Annotated in this window: 16 protein-coding genes; 13 read left to right on the top strand and 3 right to left on the bottom strand. The window is 66.9% G+C overall.

The window, feature by feature from the left end:
- Positions 1-11 precede the first annotated feature (11 nt).
- The 10 genes from G6N13_RS23560 to G6N13_RS23515 all read left to right on the top strand — a co-directional run bounded on the left by G6N13_RS23560 (position 12) and on the right by G6N13_RS23515 (position 8,641).
- Positions 12-1,421 carry a FadD3 family acyl-CoA ligase gene (locus G6N13_RS23560; protein WP_235678120.1) on the top strand — a complete coding sequence of 470 codons (1,410 nt, stop codon included), beginning with the start codon at positions 12-14 and terminating at the stop codon, positions 1,419-1,421.
- Positions 1,422-1,673: 252 nt separating this feature from the next.
- A complete protein-coding gene (locus G6N13_RS23555) occupies positions 1,674-2,387 on the top strand; it encodes an Rv1363c family protein (RefSeq protein ID WP_163701220.1) in 714 nt (237 codons plus the stop codon).
- The gene (locus G6N13_RS23550; protein ID WP_163701217.1) at positions 2,384-3,061 is read left to right on the top strand and encodes an Rv1363c family protein; all 678 of its coding nucleotides are present in this window, start codon (positions 2,384-2,386) and stop codon (positions 3,059-3,061) included. The genes G6N13_RS23555 and G6N13_RS23550 overlap by 4 nt, the downstream gene beginning before the upstream one ends.
- 27 nt (positions 3,062-3,088) lie before the next feature.
- Positions 3,089-4,582, top strand: coding sequence for a class I adenylate-forming enzyme family protein (locus G6N13_RS23545; protein WP_163701214.1), 1,494 nt, complete (start codon positions 3,089-3,091; stop codon positions 4,580-4,582).
- A gap of 16 nt (positions 4,583-4,598) precedes the next feature.
- A complete protein-coding gene (locus G6N13_RS23540) occupies positions 4,599-4,901 on the top strand; it encodes a hypothetical protein (protein WP_163701211.1) in 303 nt (100 codons plus the stop codon).
- Between the two features lie 56 nt (positions 4,902-4,957).
- The gene (locus tag G6N13_RS23535) at positions 4,958-5,551 is read left to right on the top strand and encodes a fatty-acid--CoA ligase (protein ID WP_163702475.1); all 594 of its coding nucleotides are present in this window, start codon (positions 4,958-4,960) and stop codon (positions 5,549-5,551) included.
- Between the two features lie 10 nt (positions 5,552-5,561).
- Positions 5,562-5,744, top strand: a complete 183-nt coding sequence (locus tag G6N13_RS23530; RefSeq protein ID WP_163701208.1) for a (2Fe-2S)-binding protein — start codon at positions 5,562-5,564, stop codon at positions 5,742-5,744.
- A gap of 214 nt (positions 5,745-5,958) precedes the next feature.
- Positions 5,959-6,696, top strand: a complete 738-nt coding sequence (locus G6N13_RS23525) for an SDR family NAD(P)-dependent oxidoreductase (RefSeq protein WP_163701205.1) — start codon at positions 5,959-5,961, stop codon at positions 6,694-6,696.
- A gap of 81 nt (positions 6,697-6,777) precedes the next feature.
- Positions 6,778-7,779, top strand: a complete 1,002-nt coding sequence (locus G6N13_RS23520) for an Acg family FMN-binding oxidoreductase (protein WP_163701200.1) — start codon at positions 6,778-6,780, stop codon at positions 7,777-7,779.
- The gene (locus G6N13_RS23515) at positions 7,760-8,641 is read left to right on the top strand and encodes a universal stress protein (RefSeq protein WP_163701197.1); all 882 of its coding nucleotides are present in this window, start codon (positions 7,760-7,762) and stop codon (positions 8,639-8,641) included. The genes G6N13_RS23520 and G6N13_RS23515 overlap by 20 nt, the downstream gene beginning before the upstream one ends.
- On the opposite strand, the gene G6N13_RS24410 is transcribed toward G6N13_RS23515, so the two are convergent.
- The 3 genes from G6N13_RS24410 to G6N13_RS23500 form a co-directional block, all read right to left on the bottom strand.
- Complete coding sequence (locus G6N13_RS24410) at positions 8,548-8,886, bottom strand: hypothetical protein (protein WP_179965043.1); 339 nt, start codon at positions 8,884-8,886, stop codon at positions 8,548-8,550. The genes G6N13_RS23515 and G6N13_RS24410 overlap by 94 nt on opposite strands.
- A gap of 36 nt (positions 8,887-8,922) precedes the next feature.
- Positions 8,923-9,570: a hypoxia response regulator transcription factor DosR/DevR gene (gene dosR / locus G6N13_RS23505; RefSeq protein ID WP_163701194.1), complete on the bottom strand. Its 648-nt coding sequence runs from the start codon at positions 9,568-9,570 to the stop codon at positions 8,923-8,925.
- 170 nt (positions 9,571-9,740) lie between these two features.
- Positions 9,741-11,033 carry an MFS transporter gene (locus tag G6N13_RS23500; RefSeq protein WP_163701191.1) on the bottom strand — a complete coding sequence of 431 codons (1,293 nt, stop codon included), beginning with the start codon at positions 11,031-11,033 and terminating at the stop codon, positions 9,741-9,743.
- A gap of 86 nt (positions 11,034-11,119) precedes the next feature.
- On the opposite strand from G6N13_RS23500, the gene G6N13_RS23495 reads away from it, so the two are divergent.
- The 3 genes from G6N13_RS23495 (at position 11,120) to G6N13_RS23485 (ending at position 21,838) form a co-directional block, all read left to right on the top strand.
- Positions 11,120-11,332, top strand: a complete 213-nt coding sequence (locus tag G6N13_RS23495; protein ID WP_163701188.1) for a hypothetical protein — start codon at positions 11,120-11,122, stop codon at positions 11,330-11,332.
- A gap of 49 nt (positions 11,333-11,381) precedes the next feature.
- Positions 11,382-12,104, top strand: a complete 723-nt coding sequence (locus G6N13_RS23490; protein WP_163701185.1) for a DUF1906 domain-containing protein — start codon at positions 11,382-11,384, stop codon at positions 12,102-12,104.
- 503 nt (positions 12,105-12,607) lie between these two features.
- On the top strand, positions 12,608-21,838 hold the full coding sequence (locus G6N13_RS23485) for a type I polyketide synthase (protein ID WP_163701182.1): 9,231 nt from the start codon (positions 12,608-12,610) through the stop codon (positions 21,836-21,838).
- Positions 21,839-21,846 lie beyond the last annotated feature (8 nt).

Here is a 21,846-nt window from a genome sequence, read left to right as displayed (position 1 = left end):
CCATCCCTGAGATGGTCTTGAGCGCGGCGGACCGGTTCGGCGACTCAGAAGCAGTCGTCGACGGTCCGCTGCGTCTCACATTCGCCGAGGTCGCGCGGCGAGTGCGCTGTGCGGCAGGCGCATTTGCCGACCTGGGCGTCGCCAACGGCGATCGGGTCGCGATCTGGGCACCCAACTCCGCGCACTGGATGGTGGCGGCGTTCGGTGTGCTCACCGCCGGCGGCATCGTGGTACCGGTCAGCACGCGTTACAAGCAAGCCGAGGCCGCCGATATCATCACCCGCAGCGGAGCCAAGGCGGTGCTGATCGAGAAGGGTTTCCTGGGCCAGGATTTCGTCACCCCGCCCGGGGTTCCCGCGATCGATCTGAAGTCCGGTTTCCTCGAGGCGGGGCACCCGTTCGAACGAGCGATCAGCGGAACCGATACGGCCGACATCATCTACACGTCCGGTACCACCGGCCGGCCCAAGGGCGTGATGATGAACCATCTGCAGAACCTGCGGATGTATGCCGAGTGGTGCGATCTTGCGGACCTGCGCCGCGGTGACCGCTACCTGGTCGTGAACCCTTTCTTCCACACTTTCGGCTACAAGGCCGGTTGCCTCGCCTCGTTCATCCGCGGTGCCACGATGCTGCCGGTACCTGTCTTCGATGTCGACCGCGTCGTCGAGCTGATCGCCGCCGAGAAGATCACCATGCTGCCGGGCCCGCCGACCCTGTACCACTCACTGCTGGGGGTGCCGGACAAGAGCAAGCTGGCCACACTGCGCGCCGGGGTGACCGGCGCTGCCGACATCCCGGTCGAACTCGTGCGACGTGTACACGAAGAACTGCCGTTCCAGACGCTGGCCACCGGCTACGGCCTGACCGAGGCGGGCACGGCCACGCTGTCGCGGCCCGGGGATTCGTTCGAAGATGTCGCCACCACGGCCGGCTTGCCGTGCGACGGAGTCGAGGTGAGCATCGCCGATGACGCCGAGGTATTGGTGCGCGGTTACAGCGTGATGCAGGGCTACTTCGACGATCCGGCTGGCACCGCCGAGGCGATTGATGCCGACGGCTGGCTGCACACCGGCGACTTGGGCACCTTCACCGAGTCCGGGCGACTGAAGATCGTCGGCCGCAAGAAGGACATGTTCATCGTCGGCGGGTTCAACGCCTATCCCGCCGAGATCGAGGGCTTCCTGATGGAGCATCCCGCCGTCGCGCAGGCGGCGGTTATCGGGGTGCCCGACGAACGGCTCGGTCAGGTGGGCAAGGCCTTCGTCGTGCTCAAGCGGGATGAGACTGTGTCGGAAGCGGACCTGATCAGCTGGAGCAAGGACCGGATGGCCGGATTCAAGGCGCCCAGGGTCGTAGTTTTCGTCGACGCGCTGCCGCTCAACGCGACCGGCAAGGTGATGAAGGGCCAGTTGCGCTGAAACAACGGAAATATCATTTCCGCACCATGATGGCGTAATGCCGGCGGGTTCAGCCCGAGACAGATCGGGCGACTTATCGCTCGGTGATAATGTCATTCTCATCAGATTTTGCGCCCCGGCCGTGCATGTGACGGACAGCTCACTCCCCGCCCGTACGCTGGCGGGATGTTTGGACCAGAGAGGAGTTCGACATGCGACGCCTAGACGTTGTCGCGGGCCGCGTGCCGAACGCGAACGACATGTATGAGTTCCATGGCTGCTGACGTAGACGCAGAGGTGCTGGCCGAGCTCGCCGAGGCGGAGGCGGCCGAGGCCGAAGCGGAGGCTGAAGCGGCCCGTGCCAGGGCCACGGCGGCGAGGCTGCGTGGTTCGGCACCGGCTACCGAGACGCTCGAGCCAGCCGAAGATATCGAGGACTGCGAGCTCGAGGACGAGGACGAGGACGAGGCCGTCGAGCTGGACCCCCGCAGCTGGTGGGCGCGGATCGGTGCGGTGACGGTCGCGGTGATCGCGGTGGTGATCGTGGCGATCGGATCGCTGGCGGCGACGGGGCTGATGCTCGTCGCGCACCAGAAGGTCGCCGCACACCAGGCGCACCAGAACGAGCTCATCGATGCCGCGCGCACGGGCGTGACGGCGCTGTTGTCGATCGACTACAACCGGGCCAAGGACGATGTCCAGCATGTGATCGATTTGTCGACGGGGACCTTCAAGGCTGATTTCTCCCGGGGCGCCGAGGATTTCGTGCAGACCGCACAGAATGCGAAGGCAGTGACGGTGGGTTCGATCAAGTCGGCCGCCTTGGAGAATGAGACGGCTGATGGCGGGTTGGTGTTGTTGGCCGCTTCCTCGACGGTGACTAATTCTAGTGGGGCACACCAGGATCCGCGCGCCTGGCGAATGAGCGTCACAGTGGCGCGCGACGGGGACAAATACAAGATGTCGAATGTGGAGTTCGTGCCATGAGCAATGAAAACAAAGACGCCGACGCAACCGAGGTCGAGATCACCGAGAGCGCCGCGACTGAAATCGACCCCGCGGAAGCCGACGCCACTCAGGCAGCAGCCGACGAGACCGCTGACGACAGCGACGTATCAGTCCGGGAGAAGCGCAGCGTGGGGCGCTTGGTCGCGGCCATCGTGCTCGCGGTGCTACTGGTGGGGTCGGCGGCAGGCGCCGCCTCCGTCTACTTCTGGATGTACCGTCCGGATCAGAAGGCCTTCGGCCTCTCGTTCTTCTCCTTGGACGTCGACAAACAGATCCAGGAACGGCAGAAGCTGGTCGCCGGCGCCGCGCGCGACGGCACGGTAGCGCTGTTGTCCTACGCACCGGAGACTCTGGACAAGGACCTGGCCAACGCCAAGTCCCACCTCACTGGCGAGTTTCTCAAGTATTACAGCCAATTCACCGACCAGATCGTGGCTCCGGCAGCCAAGCAGAAGGGCGTCAAGACCGAGGCAACCGTCGCCCGTGCGGCGGTCTCAGAACTGCACGCCGATAGCGCGGTGGTGCTGGTCTTCGTCAATCAGGTGACGACCAGCAAGGATCGGCCGGACCCCGCGCTGGCTACCAGCAGCGTCGTGGTGAAGCTGACCAACATCGACGGTCATTGGCTGATCTCGGAGTTCAATCCGGTCTAGGCGCGCAGCGGCAGGAGAGGTCGATCGATGAGCGTGGCACTGTTGTTGGAGATGGCGGCCTCCGACTCCGAACGGGTCGGGGTGGTCACCGACGACCATCGGCTGACAGTGGGCGAGCTCAACAGCTTGGCTGATGGTGGGGCGGGCGTCATCGCCGCCTCCGGTGCCGGCAGTGTCGTCTACGTCGGCCTCGGCGGTGCCATGCTGCCGCTGCTGATCTTCGCCTCCGCCCGCGCCGCTCGCGCCTTCACCCCGCTGAACTACCGGCTTTCCGGTGAGGCGCTGGCCGAATTGATCGAGCGGCTGCCCGAGCCGCTCATCGTTTTCGACGCCGAATATGCGTACGTGGTAGCGGGTTTGGGCACGGCGCGCCTGGAATCGCAGGAGTTCCTGGCCGCCGCCGCGACCGCTGAGCCGGCCGCCGAATTCCCCGACCCCGACGACGTGGCGGTGGTGCTGTTCACCTCGGGTACCACATCGCGGCCCAAAGCCGTTGAACTGACCCACAACAACCTCACCAGCTATGTGACCGGCACGGTGGAGTTCGCCTCCGCCGAGCCGGGGGATGCGGCCTTGATCTGCGTGCCGCCCTACCACATCGCCGGTGTGGGCGCGGCGCTGTCGAATCTGTACGCCGGCCGAAAGATGGTGTACCTGCGCAAGTTCGATCCGCAGGCATGGATCCGGCTGGCATCGGCCGAGGCCGTCACCAGCGCGACCGTGGTGCCCACCATGCTCGACCGCATCATCACCGAACTGGAGACCACCCCGACCCCGCTGCCCGCCCTGCGCACCCTGGCCTACGGCGGCTCCAAAGTCGCGCTGCCCCTGGTCCGTAAGGCACTCGGCTTGCTGCCCGAGGTCGGTTTTGTCAATGCCTATGGCCTGACCGAAACCAGTTCCACCATCGCGGTTCTCACTCCGGACGACCATCGGGAGGCGCATCAGGCCGCCGACGAGTCCGCCCGCAGGCGGCTCGGCTCGGTCGGCCAGCCCGTGCCGGGCATCGAGGTCCAGATCCGCGCCGACGACGGCACGGTGCTGGGCCCCGAGGAGGTCGGCGAGCTGTTTGTCCGCGGTGACCAGGTCTCGGGCCGCTATGCCGAGATCGGCTCGGTGCTCGACCCCGAAGGCTGGTTCCCGACCAAGGATGTCGCCTACCTGGATGCCGACGGGTATCTGTTCATCGGTGGACGTTCCGATGACACGATCATCCGTGGCGGCGAGAACATCGCCCCGGCCGAGGTCGAGGACGTGCTCGTCGAACACCCGCACGTCCGCGACGTTGCCGTCGTCGGCGTGGAGGACGATGAATGGGGCCAGATCATGGTCGCCGTCGTCGTGCCCGTCGCGCATATCACCCCGGACCCGGAAGACCTGCGTGCGCACGTGCGCACCCAGCTGCGCGGTTCACGTACGCCCGACCGGGTGGTGTTCCGCCACGAACTGCCCACCACGCCGACCGGCAAGGTGCTGCGCCGCCAATTGGCTGACGAGCTCAAGTCGCCGACGCCCAACTAGTCCCAGGAGGACAACCATGATCAAGACCGGCACCCGCCTGCAGAGTCAGGTCTGCGACACCCAGGTGATCGTCGTGCGTTCGTCGGACAGTCTCGACGACCTGCGCGCCGGCGGTGTCCCGATGATCCCGCTCGACGCCGAGAAAACCGAAGGCGCCCAACTGGATCCAGGTTTCGCCGATGGCACCGTGATGGGCAAGCGCTACATCGACGCCGGCGGCGCCGAACTCCTGGTTACCAAGGCCGGCGCGGGCAGCCTGAGCGTGGGCGCCACTCCGCTGGAGCAGAAGACCGCCACACCGCTGCCGGCCAGCGACTAGACGGCAGCGGCGTGGACAGCACGGCGCAGCGCCAGACCCACACGCTCGTCTTCGCCATGGACTACCGGGTTCCGGACCAGAGCCGGGTGTGGCCCGTCCTTCAGCGCAGCAGGCCCGCGCTCGTCGACCTCGGTGCGCATTACGTCCTCGTCTACGCCTCGACCTGGGACCCGGGCCGGGTGATGGTGACGATCTCGTTGCGCAGCAAGGAACCGATCCTCGATGTGCTGCGCTCGCGGGTGTTCCTGAACTGGTTCGACGCTGTGGGGCTCGATGACATCCCCGCCATCTTCGCGGGGGAGACGGTGGACAAGGTGACTCTCGTCGAGCCGCCCGAGGGGACCACGCCGGGCGTGATCGTCGGGGCGATTGCCGCGATCGAGGATGTGCCGGCGTTGATCGACAGCGTCCACAACGGGCTGCCACGTTTTGAAGCCGCCGGTGTCCGGGCCGTCCGGATCTTTCAGGCGTTCGACGACGAACATGAGCTGCTGATCCTGCAGGAACTCGACGACGAGGCCGATGCGATTGCCTGGGTGGATCACCCCGATGTCGCGGCGGAATGGATGGGCCGCACTGGAATCGGCGCATACCCGTCGGTATTCGTCGGCCGGTTGCAGCACATCATGCGCTTGGACGAAAGCGCCTGAGAGTCCGCACATGTTCGTCTGTCTGTGCAACGGTGTGACGAGCCAGGTGGTCGCCGACGCCGTCGAGGCGGGTGCGACCACCACCAAAGAGGTGGCCAGCGTCTGCGGTGCCGGGGCGGAATGCGGCCGTTGTCGGCGTACGGTGCGAGCCATCATCGATTCGAGCTTCGTGGGGCCCGGCCGGCTGGCGTGATGAGGTCTGCCGGGATGCCGCGACCGTGCGGGCGATGTTGTACAACCCGATGCGGTTGTCCAGTGCGACTGAGACAAGCGCATGCGGCGGCCACTGCCACCAGGTTATGGTCCGCAGCGAAAGCGGATGGCGCAGCAGGCAGCTGCGCGAGGAGAACGTCTGGTTCGACAACCCGCCGAGTGCGGAGCTGCGGGCTTCGCTAAAGGAGTAACGCATGAGCGGTGTCATCGTCACCGGAGCGGCATCGGGAATCGGTCGGGCGTCCGCTGAAGCGTTGATCGCCGACGGGCGCCGCGTCGCGCTCTGGGATATCGCGCCCGAGGTCGCCGACATCGCCGGGGCTCTCGGTCAACCGCACGCGGTGATCGACGTCTGCGACGGGGTCGCGCTGAGCTCAGCCGTCGATGCCGCCGCCACGGAGCTCGACGGAATCGACGGATTGGTGCACGCCGCCGGGCGCGTGATCCCAGAACCGGTCGGGGCCTACACCTCGGAATCGTGGGACGCCGTTCTCGACGTCAACCTCAAGGCCCAGGCGATGCTGACACAGCTGCTCCTTCCGCACCTGCAGGAGACCGCGCGCGCCGGCACCGGACCTGCCATCGTCGGGATCTCCAGCATTGAGGCGCTGACCGCCAACCCGTTCATCCCCGCCTACTGCGCCTCCAAGGCCGGCCTGCTGGGACTGACCCGCGCGATGGCGGCCCAGCTGGGTCCTGAAGGCATCCGGGTCAATGCGGTGTGCCCCGGGTTCATCCGCACCCCGATGCTGCAGATCGCGATCGATATCGACGAGGTGCGTCAGGGTTTTGAAGCCGCCGCCCCGATCGGCCGGCTGGGCAATCCCGAGGAAGTCGCCGCGGCGGTCGCATTCCTGATGTCGCCCAAGGCGTCGTTCATCACCGGTTCGCACCTGGTCGTCGACGGTGGAGTGACCAGCCGGCATCCCTGAGACCGGGATCGTCGATTAAGTCCCCAGAGCTGGGGACTTACGTCTCTGTCAGATTCTGGCGGTGCAGGCGACAGTGGACTCATGAGTGTGCAGTTTCCCGACCCTGACACGGTTCGGGCCGTCTTGACCCTGGCGACTCAAGCGCCTTCGGTGCACAATTCGCAGCCCTGGCGCTGGCGGGTCGGGCCGCACAGCCTGCACCTGTACGCCGACCCCAGCCGGCATCTGCCCAATACCGATCCAGACCGTCGCGACCTGTTGGTGAGCTGTGGTGCTGCTCTTCATCACGGCGCGGTGGCGTTGGCCGCACTGGGCTGGCAACCCAAGATCGGCCGCTTCCCCGATGCCGCCGACCGCGACCATCTGGCAGCGATCGAGGTGCACCCGCAGCCTGCCGGCGAGCTCGACATCGCGCTGGCGGCCGCGATCGCCCGGCGACGCACGGACCGGCGCAACTACAGTTCGTGGCCGGTGCCCGGCGGGGACATCGCGCTGATGGGTGCCCGCGCGGCCCGCGCCGGGGTGATGCTGCGCCAAATCGACTTGTTGCCGCACCTGAGCGAGATCATTGCGCAGTCGGTCTGGCGACACGCCACCGACTCCGGCTATCTCAGCGAACTTAGCGCCTGGAGCGGCCGGCATGGGGCGGTCGCCGGGGTGCCCGCGCGCAATACGCCGGTCTTCGATCCGCACGCGGCGGTCCCGGCGCGGGTGTTCGCTGGCCCGGCGCTGGCGCAGCCCGCGAAGACCCCGCCCGCCGATGACAACGCCGTCCTGATTGCGCTGGGCACCGACACCGATGACGATATGGCGCGGCTACGTGCCGGGGAGGCAACGAGTTTGGTATTGCTGTCGGCGACGGCGATGGGGTTGGCGACCTGCCCGGTGACCGAGCCGCTCGAGATCGCCGAAACCCGGGAAGCGGTGCGCGCCGATGTCTTCGGGACCAGTGGCTATCCCCAGATGATGCTGCGGGTGGGCTGGGCGGCGGTGAACGCCAACCCGCTGCCCGCGACGCCGCGTCGCCCGCTGTCCGAGGTGTTCGAACTGGAAGAGACGTGTAATGTCAACTGCTGCAACTAAATACGATGTCCTGGTTGGCGTCGACGGTTCTCCGGAGTCCAAGGTCGCCGTCGACTGGGCGGCGCGTACCGCGGCGTTACGCGGGCTGTCGGTGCGGTTGGTGCACGTTCTCAATCCGCCCGCGGTGACGATGTTCGCCGAGGTGCCCACACCGCCGGATTACCTTCATTGGCAAGAGGATTCGGGTCGAGAGATCCTGGACTCCGCAGCCGAGATCCTCGTGGCAGCGACCACTGGCCATCCGGTGGAGGTGAGCACCGACATGATCTCGGGGCCTGCGGTGCCGACCCTGGTCAGTCTGTCCAAGGATGCCCAGCTGGTAGTGGTGGGTTGCCGCGGTCGCGGGGCCCTCGCCCGTGCACTGCTCGGGTCGGTCAGCACCGGGCTGGTGCATCACGCGCACTGCTCGGTGGCGATCATCCACGACCAGGACCCGTTGATGGTGAACCCCGCAGGCGCCCCGGTGGTGGTGGGCGTCGACGGCTCGCCATTCTCGCAGCGGGCCCTGGCGGTCGCCTTCGAGCAGGCGTCGTTCCGTGGGGTGGACTTGGTGGCGGTGCACGCGTGGAGCGATACCGGAGTCTTCGACGTTCCAGGTGTCGACTGGTCGGCGATGCAAACCCTGGGTGAACAGACGCTCGCCGAGCAGTTATCCGGTTGGCGGGAGCGCTATCCCGATGTCGTGGTGCAGCGGCTGGTTGTCGCTGACCGCGCCGCGCATCAGCTCATCGAACAGTCGGAGTCGGCTCAGCTGGTGGTGGTCGGCAGTCATGGCCGCGGCGGCTTCGCCGGAATGCTGCTGGGTTCGGTGAGCACAGCGGTGGTGCACGGCGTGCGGATGCCGGTGATAGTGGCTCGGTAACTCAGGGCAGCGATCACCGATAGCGGCCCAACGTACTGGACCGTGATGCGAACCTCCGAACCGGTGAACGCACCGACCGCATCGTTGAGGCGCTGGCGCAGCCGGGTTGTTCCCGCCGACCCGGCGTGTAGATCGAAGATCGCGGTGCGGATCTCCTCGATCACCACCACACCGGCGACGGTGTCGGTGGTTCGCAGCGGATACGCACCATCGCGGGCCCTGCCCTTGACTCGGTTACCGGTCACAACACACCATGCTGCCGTCAGATTGGCAGCGGCGCTTCAGTCTTCGGATCGATGATTCTGGTCGAGCTTGGAGATGAACACTGCGGCTTGGGTCCTTCGCTCCATACCAAGCTTTGCCAGTAATCGAGACACGTAGTTTTTTACCGTCTTCTCGGCCAGAAACATGCGCGCGGCGATTTGCTTGTTTGTCAGACCCTCGCCAAGCAGGCCCAGCAGCACCCGCTCTTGCTCGGTCAGACCCGACAGAGGATCGGACCGCTCCGCGGCACCGCGGAGCTTGGCCATCAGCGCCGCCGCCGCCCGATTGTCCAACAGCGAACGACCGGCGCCGACGTCTTTGATGGCCTGCGCTAATTCCATTCCCTTGATGTCCTTGACCACGTAACCGCTTGCGCCGGCCAGGATGGCGTCCAGCATCGCCTCATCGGAGGTGAACGACGTCAGCATCAGGCACCGCAGGTCCGGCATTTTGGAGAGCAGTTCGCGGCATAACTCGATGCCATTGCCGTCGGGCAACCGGACGTCGAGCACCGCGACATCGGGTTGCAGCGCCGGGATCTGTGCCAGCGCATGGGCAACGGAGCCAGCCTCGCCGATCACCTCGAGCTCGGGATCGGTAGACAGCAAATCGATCAGTCCGCGGCGAACGACTTCGTGGTCGTCGACCAGAAAGACCTTGACCATGGCCCAACACTAACGGGCATCAGCGCCAACAGGTCATAACACGCGATGACAATCGATTACCAAAACCAGTCCAACCGCGGCTGGAAAAGTTAGAGCCCGGGCCGCCGTGGAGTCGGGTTTTGCACGGCAGCTCGGGGCTGACTGGGATATCGACGCCCAGAGCTTGGGCGTTAGCGACCCTTTCGGGATGTCGGTGCCACCTGGGCATCGCTGAACCACTCCAGCAGGTAGCGGCTTTCCTCGATGTCCCCGATGGTGCGGAGCGCTTTCCTACGGGTGATCAGGATGCCGGCGATAGCCAGCGCCCACACCACGTACTGCACGCACCACGCCAGCCGGAACGAGTCGAACGAATAGCCGCCGGCCGCGCCGATGATCATGCCCATGGCCTGCATGACCAGCAGTGACGCCAGGAAGCCGCCCATGTTCACCGCGCCCTGCGCGGTGCCCAGCGTGGACCGAGGGTTGAAGGTGCGGGCGAAGTCGAAGCCGACCATCGATCCCGGCCCGCCGAACGAGATGACGACGATTAAAACGACCAACAGCCAGTGCGGCGCCGCGTGCGGCAGCGCGAGCACAACCGTCCACACCAGGGCATTGCTGATCACGACGCCCAGCACGATCCAGGAACGCCGGTGCGGGTGCCGGCCGGTGACCATACCGATCAAGATCCCGAAGGCGATCGCGGCGACCACCGAGATCGTCAGCAGTGTGCCCGCCTGGGCACGCGAAAGATTTTGTGCCACCGTCAGATAGGGGACACCCCACATCAACGCGAACACCGTGACTGAAAACTGGGTGCCCATGTGGGTGAAGAATCCCAACCGGGTGCCTGGACGCATCCAGATCGTCTTCACGCTGGCCAGCGTCTCGCGCAGGCTGATCGCTGGGTCGTGAACGGTGACGCCGGGCGGGGTGTTCTTCACCAGCAACAGGGTCAGCACCATCGACAGGACGCCGAATGCCGCGACGGTCGTGTAGGCCCTTGTCCACCCCGAGCCGATCAACAGTGAGAGGAACGGCACCGCAGAGAGTACCTGGCCGAGTTGCCCTGATATGCCGGTCAATTGAGTCACCAACGGGATCTGGCGCGGCGTGAACCAATGGGGGACCAGCCTCAGCACCGAGATGAACGTGAACGCATCACCAAGCCCCACCACCGCGCGGGCGCCGATCGCCATCGGCAGCGAGACGGTGAACGCCAGCGCCAGCTGGCCGGCCATCATCAGGGCCGCCCCCGACAGGATCATCTTCTTGGACCCGAAACGATCCAACAGCAGGCCGGCTGGGATCTGCGCGGCCGCGTAGACGATCACCTGCAGCACCACGAACGTCGACAGCACGCCAGGGCTGGCCGAGAACCGCTTAGCGGCGTCCAGTCCGGAGACGCCGAGGGTGGTCCGGTCCAGAACGGCGACGATGTAGGCCAACGCTCCCGTCGACCACACCATCCAGGCCCGCACTGCCGTTCACCCTTTCCCCGATCCGCCTCACCATCTTCGCTCAGGCACGCAAATTGATTCCCTGGCTACACCCGCGCTGTACCCGCGTGGACGCCGGATCCCCGCCGAAGCGCTGCGCCAGCCACACCGGGATCACCCTGTACGGCAGCCACCGGTACGCCAAGACCGGCTGCAAGGTCAACGTCAAGATCGGCGACACCTCCGCGAACAGTTCACCATCGGCCACCGCCAGGTCCCCGCCCTCGACGGTGGTGACTCGCGTCCATTACTCGGCAAGACGCACCGTGGTGCGAATGTGACCAGTGGCGTTGATGAGATCAATGAGGTAACTGTCGTATTCTGAGGCGCGTGTGTATGACGCGCCGCGACGTGCTGAAGTTGGCCGCCGTGACTCCGGCCGCGTTGGGTCTGGGGACGTGGGCGTCGGCGCTGGCCCCGCCGACCGCGACCGCCGAACCGCTCGGCGTGCTCCTCGACTATGCCGCCGGTGTGATCAGCGCCAGCGACCTTCGGGCATCCGGCGCACTTGGCGCTATCCGGTACGTCTCTGACCGTCGCCCCGGCGGAGAGTGGATGCTGGGAAAGCCGATTCAGCTGACCGAGGCTCGCGATCTCTATCAGGCCGGTCTCAAGATCGTGTCCAACTACCAGTTCGGCAAGGCGGACAGCGCCGACTGGCTCGGCGGGCAAGAGGCCGGCGTGATGCACGCCAAGCGGGGCTGGGCGCTGCACACCGCCGCCGGTGGTCCGGTCGGGGCTCCGATCTATGTGTCGATCGATGACAATCCCAGCTTGGATCAGTACAAAGCGCAGATCGTGCCGTATCTGCGCGCTTGGGAATCGGTGATTGGACACCCGCGGGTGGGCGTGTACGGAAACTCCAAGGTCATCGACTGGGCGCTGCAGGACGGCATCGGATCCTGGTTCTGGCAGCACAACTGGGGCTCGCCGAAGGGCTACACCCATCCCGCCGCGCACCTGCACCAGGTGGAGATCGACGCGCGCGAGGTCGCCGGCGTCGGGGTGGACCTGAACAACATCATGAAGCCCCAATTCGGGCAGTGGGACTGACTCAACGGGTATTACTTACCCGCCAGTAAGGATTTGCCAGCAAACTCTTTGACGCCATTTTGGTGAACAATTGTGGACTGAAAAACCGAGCAAGTGCTTGGCTGGAGGTCCTTGCCGGCGCAGCTTGGCACGAAATCGGTAGGTAACGATTCGATAACAGTCGGGCTTTGATCTGCGCTATTGCACCTACTCGACCGTAACCACCTGCATGCAGGACGTTTGTCCCGGATGGTCTAGCGCCCGTTCGGCGCTGTGTTACCGGTTGTCCCGTTACCCGTGCGTAGAACTCGCCAGTAACCAATATCGGACGGGAAATGGTGCTGGTTCTTATGTCACTCTTAGTACGGCCGGGATGTTCGCAGGCCCCTAGCCGACGGGATCGGGCGGACGCCGTGATTCGACGGGGAATCGCCGACGACACCTCCGCAGGGCAGCGCAGGTTGCAGACGCCAACACGTACGAAGCGACGACGCGACGATGAGCACGACAGGGAGATACACCAGGTGACGATCCACGAGCACGACAGGCTGTCCACGGGCGACGGATCACGGCGCGGCAACGCCAAGCAGACCAGTGCCCACGCTCTCGTCGACCGGCTCAATGCCGGCGAGCCCTACGCCGTGGCTTTCGGCGGGCAGGGCAGTGCCTGGCTGGAGACCCTCGAGGAGCTGGTCACCTCTGCCGGTATCGAGTCCGAGCTGGCAACCCTGGCCGGTGAGGCTGAGCTGCTGCTCGAGCCCGTCGCCAACGAACTGCTGGTGGTCCGTCCGATCGGCTTCGAGCCGCTGCGCTGGGTGCGCGCGCTGGCCGCCGAGGAACCGGTCCCCACGGCCAAGCAGCTGACGTCGGCGGCGGTGTCGGTTCCGGGCGTGCTACTGACCCAGATCGCCGCTATTCGCGCGCTGGCCCGTCAGGGCATGGATCTGGCTGCGGCCCCGCCGGTGGCGCTCGCAGGCCACTCGCAGGGCGTGCTGGCCGTCGAGGCGTTGCGCGCCGTCGGCGCCAAGGACGTCCAGCTGCTGGCGCTGGCCCAGCTGATCGGTGCCGCGGGCACTCTGGTGGCCCGTCGCCGCGGTATCTCTGTCCTCGGTGACCGCCCGCCGATGGTCTCGGTGACCAATGCCGACCCCGAGCGCATCTTCGAACTACTTGAGGAGTTTGCTCAGGACGTCCGGACGGTGCTCCCGCCGGTGCTGTCGATCCGCAATGGACGGCGCTCGGTCGTCATCACCGGCACCCCCGAACAGCTGTCCCGATTCGAGCTGTACTGCGAGCAGATCGCCGACGCTGAGGCCGCAGACCGCAAGAACAAGGTCCGCGGCGGTGCCGTGTTCAAGCCGATGTTCGATCCGGTCCAAGTCGAGGTCGGCTTCCACACCCCACGGCTGGCCGACGGTATCGACATCGTCTCCCGTTGGGCCGCCGCGGTCGGTCTTGACGTCGACCTCGCCCGCAACCTGGCCGACGCGATCCTCGTTAGGCAGGTGGACTGGGTCGAAGAGGTCACCGCACTCAGCGAAGCCGGCGCCCGGTGGATCCTCGACCTGGGCCCCGGCGACATCCTGACCCGGCTCACCGCGCCGGTGATCCGCGGCCTGGGCATCGGTATCGTGCCGGCCGCCACCCGCGGCGGACAGCGCAACCTGTTCACCGTCGGTGCGGTGCCCGAGGTGGCCAAGCCGTGGTCGAGCTACGCGCCGTCGGTGATCCGTCTGCCCGACGGCTCGGTGAAGCTCTCGACGAAGTTCACCCGGCTCACCGGGCGCTCGCCGATCCTGCTCGCGGGCATGACCCCCACGACCGTCGACGCCAAGATTGTCGCTGCCGCGGCCAATGCCGGGCACTGGGCCGAGCTGGCCGGTGGCGGCCAGGTCACCGAACCCATCTTCGACAAGCGCATAGAAGAATTGGCCACGCTGCTCGAGCCGGGTCGCACGATCCAATTCAACTCACTGTTCCTCGACCCCTATCTGTGGAAGCTGCAGCTGGGCGGTAAGCGGTTGGTGCAGAAGGCGCGCCAGTCCGGGGCGCCGATCGACGGTGTCGTGGTCAGCGCCGGCATCCCCGATCTGGAAGAGGCTGTCGAGCTGATCGAGGAGCTGAACACCGTCGGCATCGCCCACGTCGTGTTCAAGCCGGGCACCGTCGAGCAGATCCGCTCGGTCATCCGGATCGCGGCCGAGGTGCCCACCAAGCCTGTCATCGTCCACATCGAGGGCGGCCGCGCCGGTGGCCACCACTCCTGGGAGGACCTCGACGATCTGCTGCTGACCACCTACTCGGAACTGCGCGGCCGTGCCAACATCACCGTCTGCGTCGGCGGTGGCATCGGCACCCCGGAGCGTTCCGCGGAGTACCTGTCCGGCCGGTGGTCGGCCGGTTACGGTTACCCGCTCATGCCGGTCGACGGCATCCTGGTCGGTACCGCCGCGATGGCGTGCCTGGAGGCCACCACCTCACCGGCGGTCAAGCAGCTGCTGGTCGACACCACGGGCACCGACGCCTGGGTCGGGGCCGGAAAAGCCGTGAACGGCATGGCATCTGGGCGTAGCCAGCTCGGCGCCGACATCCACGAGATCGACAACGCCGCCTCCCGCTGCGGCCGCTTGCTCGACGACGTCGCCGGTGACGCTGAGGCCGTCGCGGCGCGGCGCGGCGAGATCATCGCGGCGATGGCGATCACCGCCAAGCCGTACTTCGGCGACGTCGCCGACATGAGCTACCTGCAGTGGCTGCAGCGCTACATCGAGCTCGCCATCGGCGACGGTGACTCGACCGCCGATACCAAGATCGCCGACTCGCCGTGGCTCGACATCACCTGGCGCGACCGCTTCGCCGAGATGCTGCAGCGCGCCGAGGCCCGGCTCAACGTCGCCGACACCGGCCCGATCGAGACCCTATTCGACGCGTCCTCCGCCGACGGTGAATGGCTGCTGGAGAATCCGGACGCCGCCATCGGGGCTCTGCTGTCCCGTTACCCCGACGCCGCGTCGGTGCTGCTGCATCCGGCCGACGTGCCGTTCTTCGTGCAGCTGTGCAAGACGCTGGGCAAGCCCGTCAACTTCGTCCCGGTCATCGACAAGGATGTGCGGCGCTGGTGGCGCAGCGACTCGCTATGGCAGGCCCATGACGCCCGCTACACCGCCGACCAGGTGTGCATTATCCCGGGCACCCAGGCCGTCGTCGGCATCGACCGGGTCGACGAGCCGGTGGGCGATCTGCTCGATCGCTTCGAGCAGGCCGCTGTCGACGAGGTGCTGGCCGCAGGCGCCCAGCCCGAGCTTGCCGCCGCGCGACTGCGCGTGCGCACCGATGTGGCCGGTCCGCTGGCCATCGTGCTGGACTCGCCCGACGTGCTGTGGGCGGGGCGCACCGCTACCAACCCGGTGCACCGGATCGCGGTGCCGGCCGACTGGCTGGTGCACGACAACCGTTCCGCCACCAACCATTCCACCGGAGCCCGGCTCGAGGTGGTCGCCGCTGACCGGGTCGTCCTCAGTGTCCCGCTGTCGGGTACCTGGATTGACATCGCCTACACGCTGCCCGCCGCCGTGAGCGACGGCGGCATCCCGGTGGTCCGCACCGAGGACGCCGCTGCTGCGATGCGCGCCGTGCTGGCGATCGCGGCCGGGGTCGACGGCCCCGATGCGCTGCCGCCGGTGGTCAACGGCTCCACCACGGTCACCTTCGAGTGGGATCCCGAACGGGTGGCCGACCACACCGGTGTGACGGCGACGTTCGGCACACCGCTGGCGCCGACGCTGACGACCGTTCCCGACGCTCTGGTCGGCCGCTGCTGGCCGGCCGTGTTCGCCGCGATCGGTGCCGCAGCCACCGACTCCGGCTTCCCGGTCGTCGAGGGCCTGCTGAGCCTGGTGCACCTGGACCACGCGGCCCAGCTGCTCAAGCCGCTGCCCAAGGAACCGACCCAATTGACCGTCACCGCAACGGCTTCGGTGGCCACCGATACCGAGGTCGGCCGGGTCGTGCCGGTGACGGTCAACGTCACCGATGCCAGGGGCATGATCCTGGCGGTCCTCGAAGAGCGCTTCGCGATTCGTGGCCGCACCGGCGCAGAGGAGCTCACCGATCCGGTACGGGCCGGGGGAGCGGTGTCGTTGAACGCCACCGACACCCCGCGCCGTCGCCGTCGTGACGTCACCGTCGGCGCGCCGGTCGACATGCGCCCGTTCGCCGTGGTCTCCGGTGACCACAACCCGATCCACACCGACCAGGCCGCCGCGCTACTGGCCGGCCTGGATTCGCCGATCGTGCACGGCATGTGGCTCTCGGCTGCCGCCCAGCACGTGGTGACCGCCACCGACGGCAAGCCGGTACCGCCGGCCAAGCTGATCGGCTGGACTGCCCGTTTCCTGGGCATGGTCAAGCCGGGCGACGAGATCGACTTCCGCGTCGATCGGGTCGGAATTGATTTGGGTGCCGAGGTTTTGGAGGTCACCGCCAAGGTCGGCACCGACCTCGTGATGAGCGCCACCGCCCGCCTGTCGGCGCCGAAGACGGTGTACGCCTTCCCGGGTCAGGGCATTCAGCACAAGGGCATGGGCATGGAGGTGCGCGCGCGCTCGAAGGCAGCCCGCAAAGTATGGGACACCGCCGACAAGTTCACCCGCGACACCCTGGGCTTCTCGGTGCTGCATGTGGTGCGGGACAACCCGACCAGCCTGATCGCCTCTGGTGTGCATTACCAACATCCCGACGGTGTGCTCTACCTGACGCAGTTCACCCAGGTCGCCATGGCCACCGTCGCGGCCGCCCAGGTTGCCGAGATGCGGGAGCAGGGCGCGTTCGTCGAGGGCGCGATCGCTTGCGGCCACTCGGTGGGTGAGTACACCGCGCTGGCGTGCGTCTCGAACGTCTACAAGCTGGAGGCGCTGCTTGAGGTGGTGTTCCACCGCGGCAGCAAGATGCACGACATCGTCCCGCGCGACGAGATGGGCCGGTCCAATTACCGCCTGGCCGCCATCCGGCCGTCGCAAATCGACCTGGCGGACAACGATGTCAAGGATTTCGTCGCTGAAATCGCCGAACGCACAGGCGAATTCCTGCAGATCGTCAACTTCAACCTGCGCGGCTCGCAGTACGCGATCGCCGGCACGGTACGCGGCCTCGAGGCGCTGGAGGACGAGGTTGAGCGGCGCCGCGAAATCAGCGGTGGGAAGCGGTCCTTCATCCTCGTCCCCGGTATCGACGTGCCGTTCCACTCCGACGTGCTGCGGGTCGGCGTCGATGACTTCCGTCGGGCGCTGGAACGTGTCATGCCCGAAGATCCCGACCCGGCACTGATCGTCGGGCGCTACATCCCGAACCTGGTGCCGCGGCCGTTCACTCTGGACCGCGACTTCATCCAGGAGATTCGCGATCTGGTGCCCGCCGAGCCGCTCGACGAGATCCTGGCCGACTACGACACGTGGCGTAACGAGAAGCCGGGCCAGCTGTGCCGCAAAGTCGTCGTCGAGTTGCTGGCCTGGCAGTTCGCCAGCCCCGTTCGCTGGATCGAGACGCAGGACCTGCTATTCATCGAGGAGGCCGCGGGCGGTCTGGGTGTCGAGCGCTTCGTTGAGATCGGCGTGAAGTCCGCGCCGACAGTGGCCGGTCTGGCCGGCAACACCCTGAAGCTACCCGAATATGCCCACAGCACAGTGGAAGTGCTCAACTCTGAGCGCGACGCCGCTGTGCTGTTCGCCACTGATGAGGATCCGGCCACCGACGACTCCGATATCGAGGAGGCCCCAGCCGCCGAGGTCTCGGCCGAAGCCGCCCCGGCTGGGGCTGCCCCAGCCGCTGCGCCGTCGGGCGGGCCGCGCCCCGATGACATCGGATTCGATGCGGGCGATGCCACGTTGGCGTTGATCGCGTTGAGCGCCAAGATGCGCATCGATCAGATCGAGCTGCTGGATTCGATCGAATCGATCACCGACGGTGCGTCCTCGCGGCGTAATCAGCTGCTGGTCGATCTCGGTTCAGAGCTGAACCTGGGTGCCATCGACGGTGCCGCCGAGGCGGACCTGGGCTCGCTGAAGAGTCAGGTCTGCAAGCTGGCGCGCACCTACAAGCCGTTCGGTCCGGTGCTCTCGGACGCGATCAACGATCAGTTGCGCACGGTGCTCGGCCCGTCCGGCAAGCGTCCGGCTGCGATCGCCGAACGCGTCAAGAAGACATGGGAACTCGGCGACGGCTGGGCCAAGCACGTCACCGCCGAACTGGCGCTGGGCACCCGCGAGGGCAGCAGCGTTCGCGGTGGTGCGCTGGGTGGGCTGCATGAGGGCGCACTCGCCGACGCCGGAGCCGTGGACAAGGTTGTCGATGCCGCGGTTCTTGCGGTGGCTGCCCGCAAGGGAATTGCGGTCTCGCTGCCGTCTGCCGGCGGTGCTGCCGGTGGTGTGGTCGACTCGGCCGCGCTCACCGAGTTCGCCGAGCAGATTACGGGCCAGGACGGCGTGCTGGCTTCGGCCGCCCGCCTGGTGCTGGGGCAGCTGGGTCTGGACACCCCGGTGATGGCCGCTCCGTCAGCCACCGACGCAGAACTGATCGACCTGGTGACCGCCGAGCTGGGCTCGGATTGGCCGCGACTGGTGGCGCCGGCGTTCGACGCCAAGAAGGCGGTGCTGCTCGACGACCGCTGGGCCAGTGCGCGTGAGGATCTGGTCAAGCTGTGGCTGGCCGACGAAGGTGATATCGACGCTGACTGGATGCGCCTCGGGGCACGTTTCGAGGGGGCGGGCAATGTCGTGGCCACTCAGGCCAACTGGTGGCAGGGCCGGGCGCTGGCTGCCGGCCGCAACATCCATGCCTCGCTGTTCGGGCGGATCGCCGCGGGCGCCGAAAATCCGAACAAGGGTCACTACAGCGACGAGGTCGCGGTGATCACCGGGGCGTCGAAGGGATCGATCGCCGCATCGGTGGCGGCTGGCCTGCTCGACGGCGGTGCCACCGTGGTCGCGACTACCTCCAAGCTGGACGACGACCGGTTGGCGTTCTACAAGGCCCTCTACCGCGACAATGCTCGCTTCGGTGCGTCGCTGTGGGTGGTCCCGGCCAACATGGCCTCCTATGCCGATATCGACGCGCTGGCGTCGTGGGTCGGCAGTGAGCAGACTGAAAGCCTTGGGCCGCAGTCGATTCACCTCAAAGACGCGCTGACCCCGACGCTGCTGTTCCCGTTCGCCGCGCCGCGGGTGGCCGGCGATCTGTCGGAGGCCGGATCGCGGTCCGAGATGGAGATGAAAGTTCTGCTGTGGGCTGTCGAGCGGCTGATTGGCGGGCTGTCGGCCATCGGTGCCGAGCGGGATATCGCTTCGCGGCTGCACGTGGTGCTGCCGGGCTCACCGAACCGCGGCATGTTCGGCGGTGACGGCGCCTATGGCGAGTCGAAGTCCGCGCTGGACGCGGTGGTCAACCGGTGGAACGCGGAAACGTCCTGGGCACAGCGGGTCAGCTTCGCGCACGCGCTGATCGGCTGGACCAAGGGCACCGGCCTGATGGGCCACAACGACGCCATCGTCAGTGCGGTCGAAGAGGCCGGCGTCACCACCTACAGCACGGAAGAGATGGCAGCGATGCTGCTGGATCTGTGCACCATCGAGGCCAAAGTCGCCTCGGCGCACACCGCGCTGAAGGTGGACCTGACCGGTGGGCTCGGCGATGTTCAGCTCGATATGGCCGAGCTGGCCGCCAAGGCCCGCGAGGAAATGACTGCTGAGGCAACCGCATCCGACGACGAGCCGGCGGCAGGCACCATCGCCGCCCTGCCGTCACCGCCGCGTGGCTACGTCGCGAACACGCCGCCGGAGTGGGCCGACATCGACGTCGACCCGGCGGACCTGGTGGTCATCGTCGGCGGTGCCGAACTCGGCCCGTACGGGTCGTCGCGTACCCGCTTCGAGATGGAGGTCGACGCCGAGCTATCGGCCGCCGGTGTGCTCGAATTGGCCTGGACCACCGGGCTGATCAAGTGGGAGGACGATCCCAAGCCGGGCTGGTACGACACCGCCACCGGCGAGATGGTCGACGAGGCCGAGCTGGTCGAGCGCTACCACGACGCCGTCGTGGAGCGGTGCGGCATCCGCGAATTCGTCGGCGACGGGGTTCTCGACGCCGACCACACCACGCCGCTATTGGTCAGTGTCTTCCTGGACAAGGACTTCCGGTTCGTGGTGTCGTCGGAGGCCGACGCGCGTGCGTTCGTGGAGTTCGACCCCGAGCGCACGGTCATCCGGCCGGTGCCGGACTCCTCGGACTGGGAGGTGATCCGCAAGGCGGGCACCGAGATTCGCGTACCCCGCAAGACCAAGTTGTCGCGCAAGGTGGGGGCGCAGATCCCGACCGGCTTCGACCCGACGGTCTGGGGCATCACCCCCGATATGGCCAGCTCGATCGACCGGGTGGCGCTATGGAACATCGTCGCCACCGTCGACGCGTTCCTGTCCTCAGGGTTCACCCCGACCGAGCTGATGCGCTGGGTGCACCCCAGCCTGGTGGCCTCCACACAGGGCACCGGCATGGGCGGTATGACGTCGATGGAGATGATGTACCACGGCAACCTGCTTGGCCAGGCCAAGCCGAACGACATCCTGCAGGAGGTCCTGCCGAACGTCGTTGCCGCGCATGTCATCCAGTCCTACGTCGGCAGCTACGGCTCGATGATCCACCCGGTCGGCGCCTGCGCCACCGCGGCGGTGTCGGTCGAAGAGGGCATGGACAAGATCCGCCTCGGCAAGGCCGAACTGGTGGTCACCGGTGGCTTCGACGATATGACGGTGGAGGCGGTCGTCGGCTTCGGTGACATGGCGGCCACGGCCGAGACCGCGACCATGCGGGCCAAGGGCATCAGCGACTCGAAGTTCTCGCGCGCCAACGACCGTCGCCGGCTGGGCTTCCTGGAGGCCCAGGGTGGCGGCACCATCTTGCTGGCGCGGGGTGACCTGGCGCTCAAGATGGGTCTGCCGGTGCTGGCCGTGGTGGGCTACGCGCAGAGCTTCGGTGACGGCGTGCACACCTCGATCCCGGCTCCGGGGCTCGGCGCTCTGGGCGCCGGGCGCGGCGGTAAGGATTCGCAGCTGGCCCGTTCGCTGGCCAAGCTGGGCGTCGGCGCCGACGACATCGCGGTGATCTCCAAGCACGACACCTCGACGCTGGCCAACGATCCCAACGAGACCGAGCTGCACGAGCGGCTGGCCGACTCGATGGGTCGCGCCGCCGGTGCTCCGCTGTTCGTCGTGAGCCAGAAGAGCCTCACCGGCCATGCCAAGGGCGGTGCCGCGGTCTTCCAGATGATGGGCCTGTGCCAGATCCTGCGCGACGGCGTCATTCCGCCGAACCGCAGCCTGGATTGCGTCGACGACGAGCTAGCTACCTCCGGGCACTTCGTCTGGGCGCGGGAGACCCTGCGCTTGGGTGACAAATTCCCGCTGAAGGCGGGCCTGGTCACCAGCCTCGGCTTCGGTCACGTGTCGGGTCTGGTTGCGCTGGTGCACCCGCAGGCGTTCCTGGCCTCGCTGAGTGAGCAGGAGCGGGCGCACTACACCAAGCGGGCCAACGACCGGGTGCTGGCCGGTCAGCGGCGACTGGCCTCAGCCATCGCCGGTGGCCCGCCGATGTACGAGAAGCCCGCCGATCGCCGTTTCGACCATGACGCACCCGAGAAGCGTCAGGAAGCGGCCATGCTGCTCGACCCGGCATCACGGCTGGGCGAGGACGATACCTACGTGCGATGAGCATGTGC

Source organism: Mycolicibacterium sarraceniae (genome assembly GCF_010731875.1).
Classification (GTDB): domain Bacteria; phylum Actinomycetota; class Actinomycetes; order Mycobacteriales; family Mycobacteriaceae; genus Mycobacterium; species Mycobacterium sarraceniae.
The sequence above is the reverse complement of the archived record's forward strand: the minus strand, read 5'-3'. Positions and strand labels throughout refer to the sequence as shown.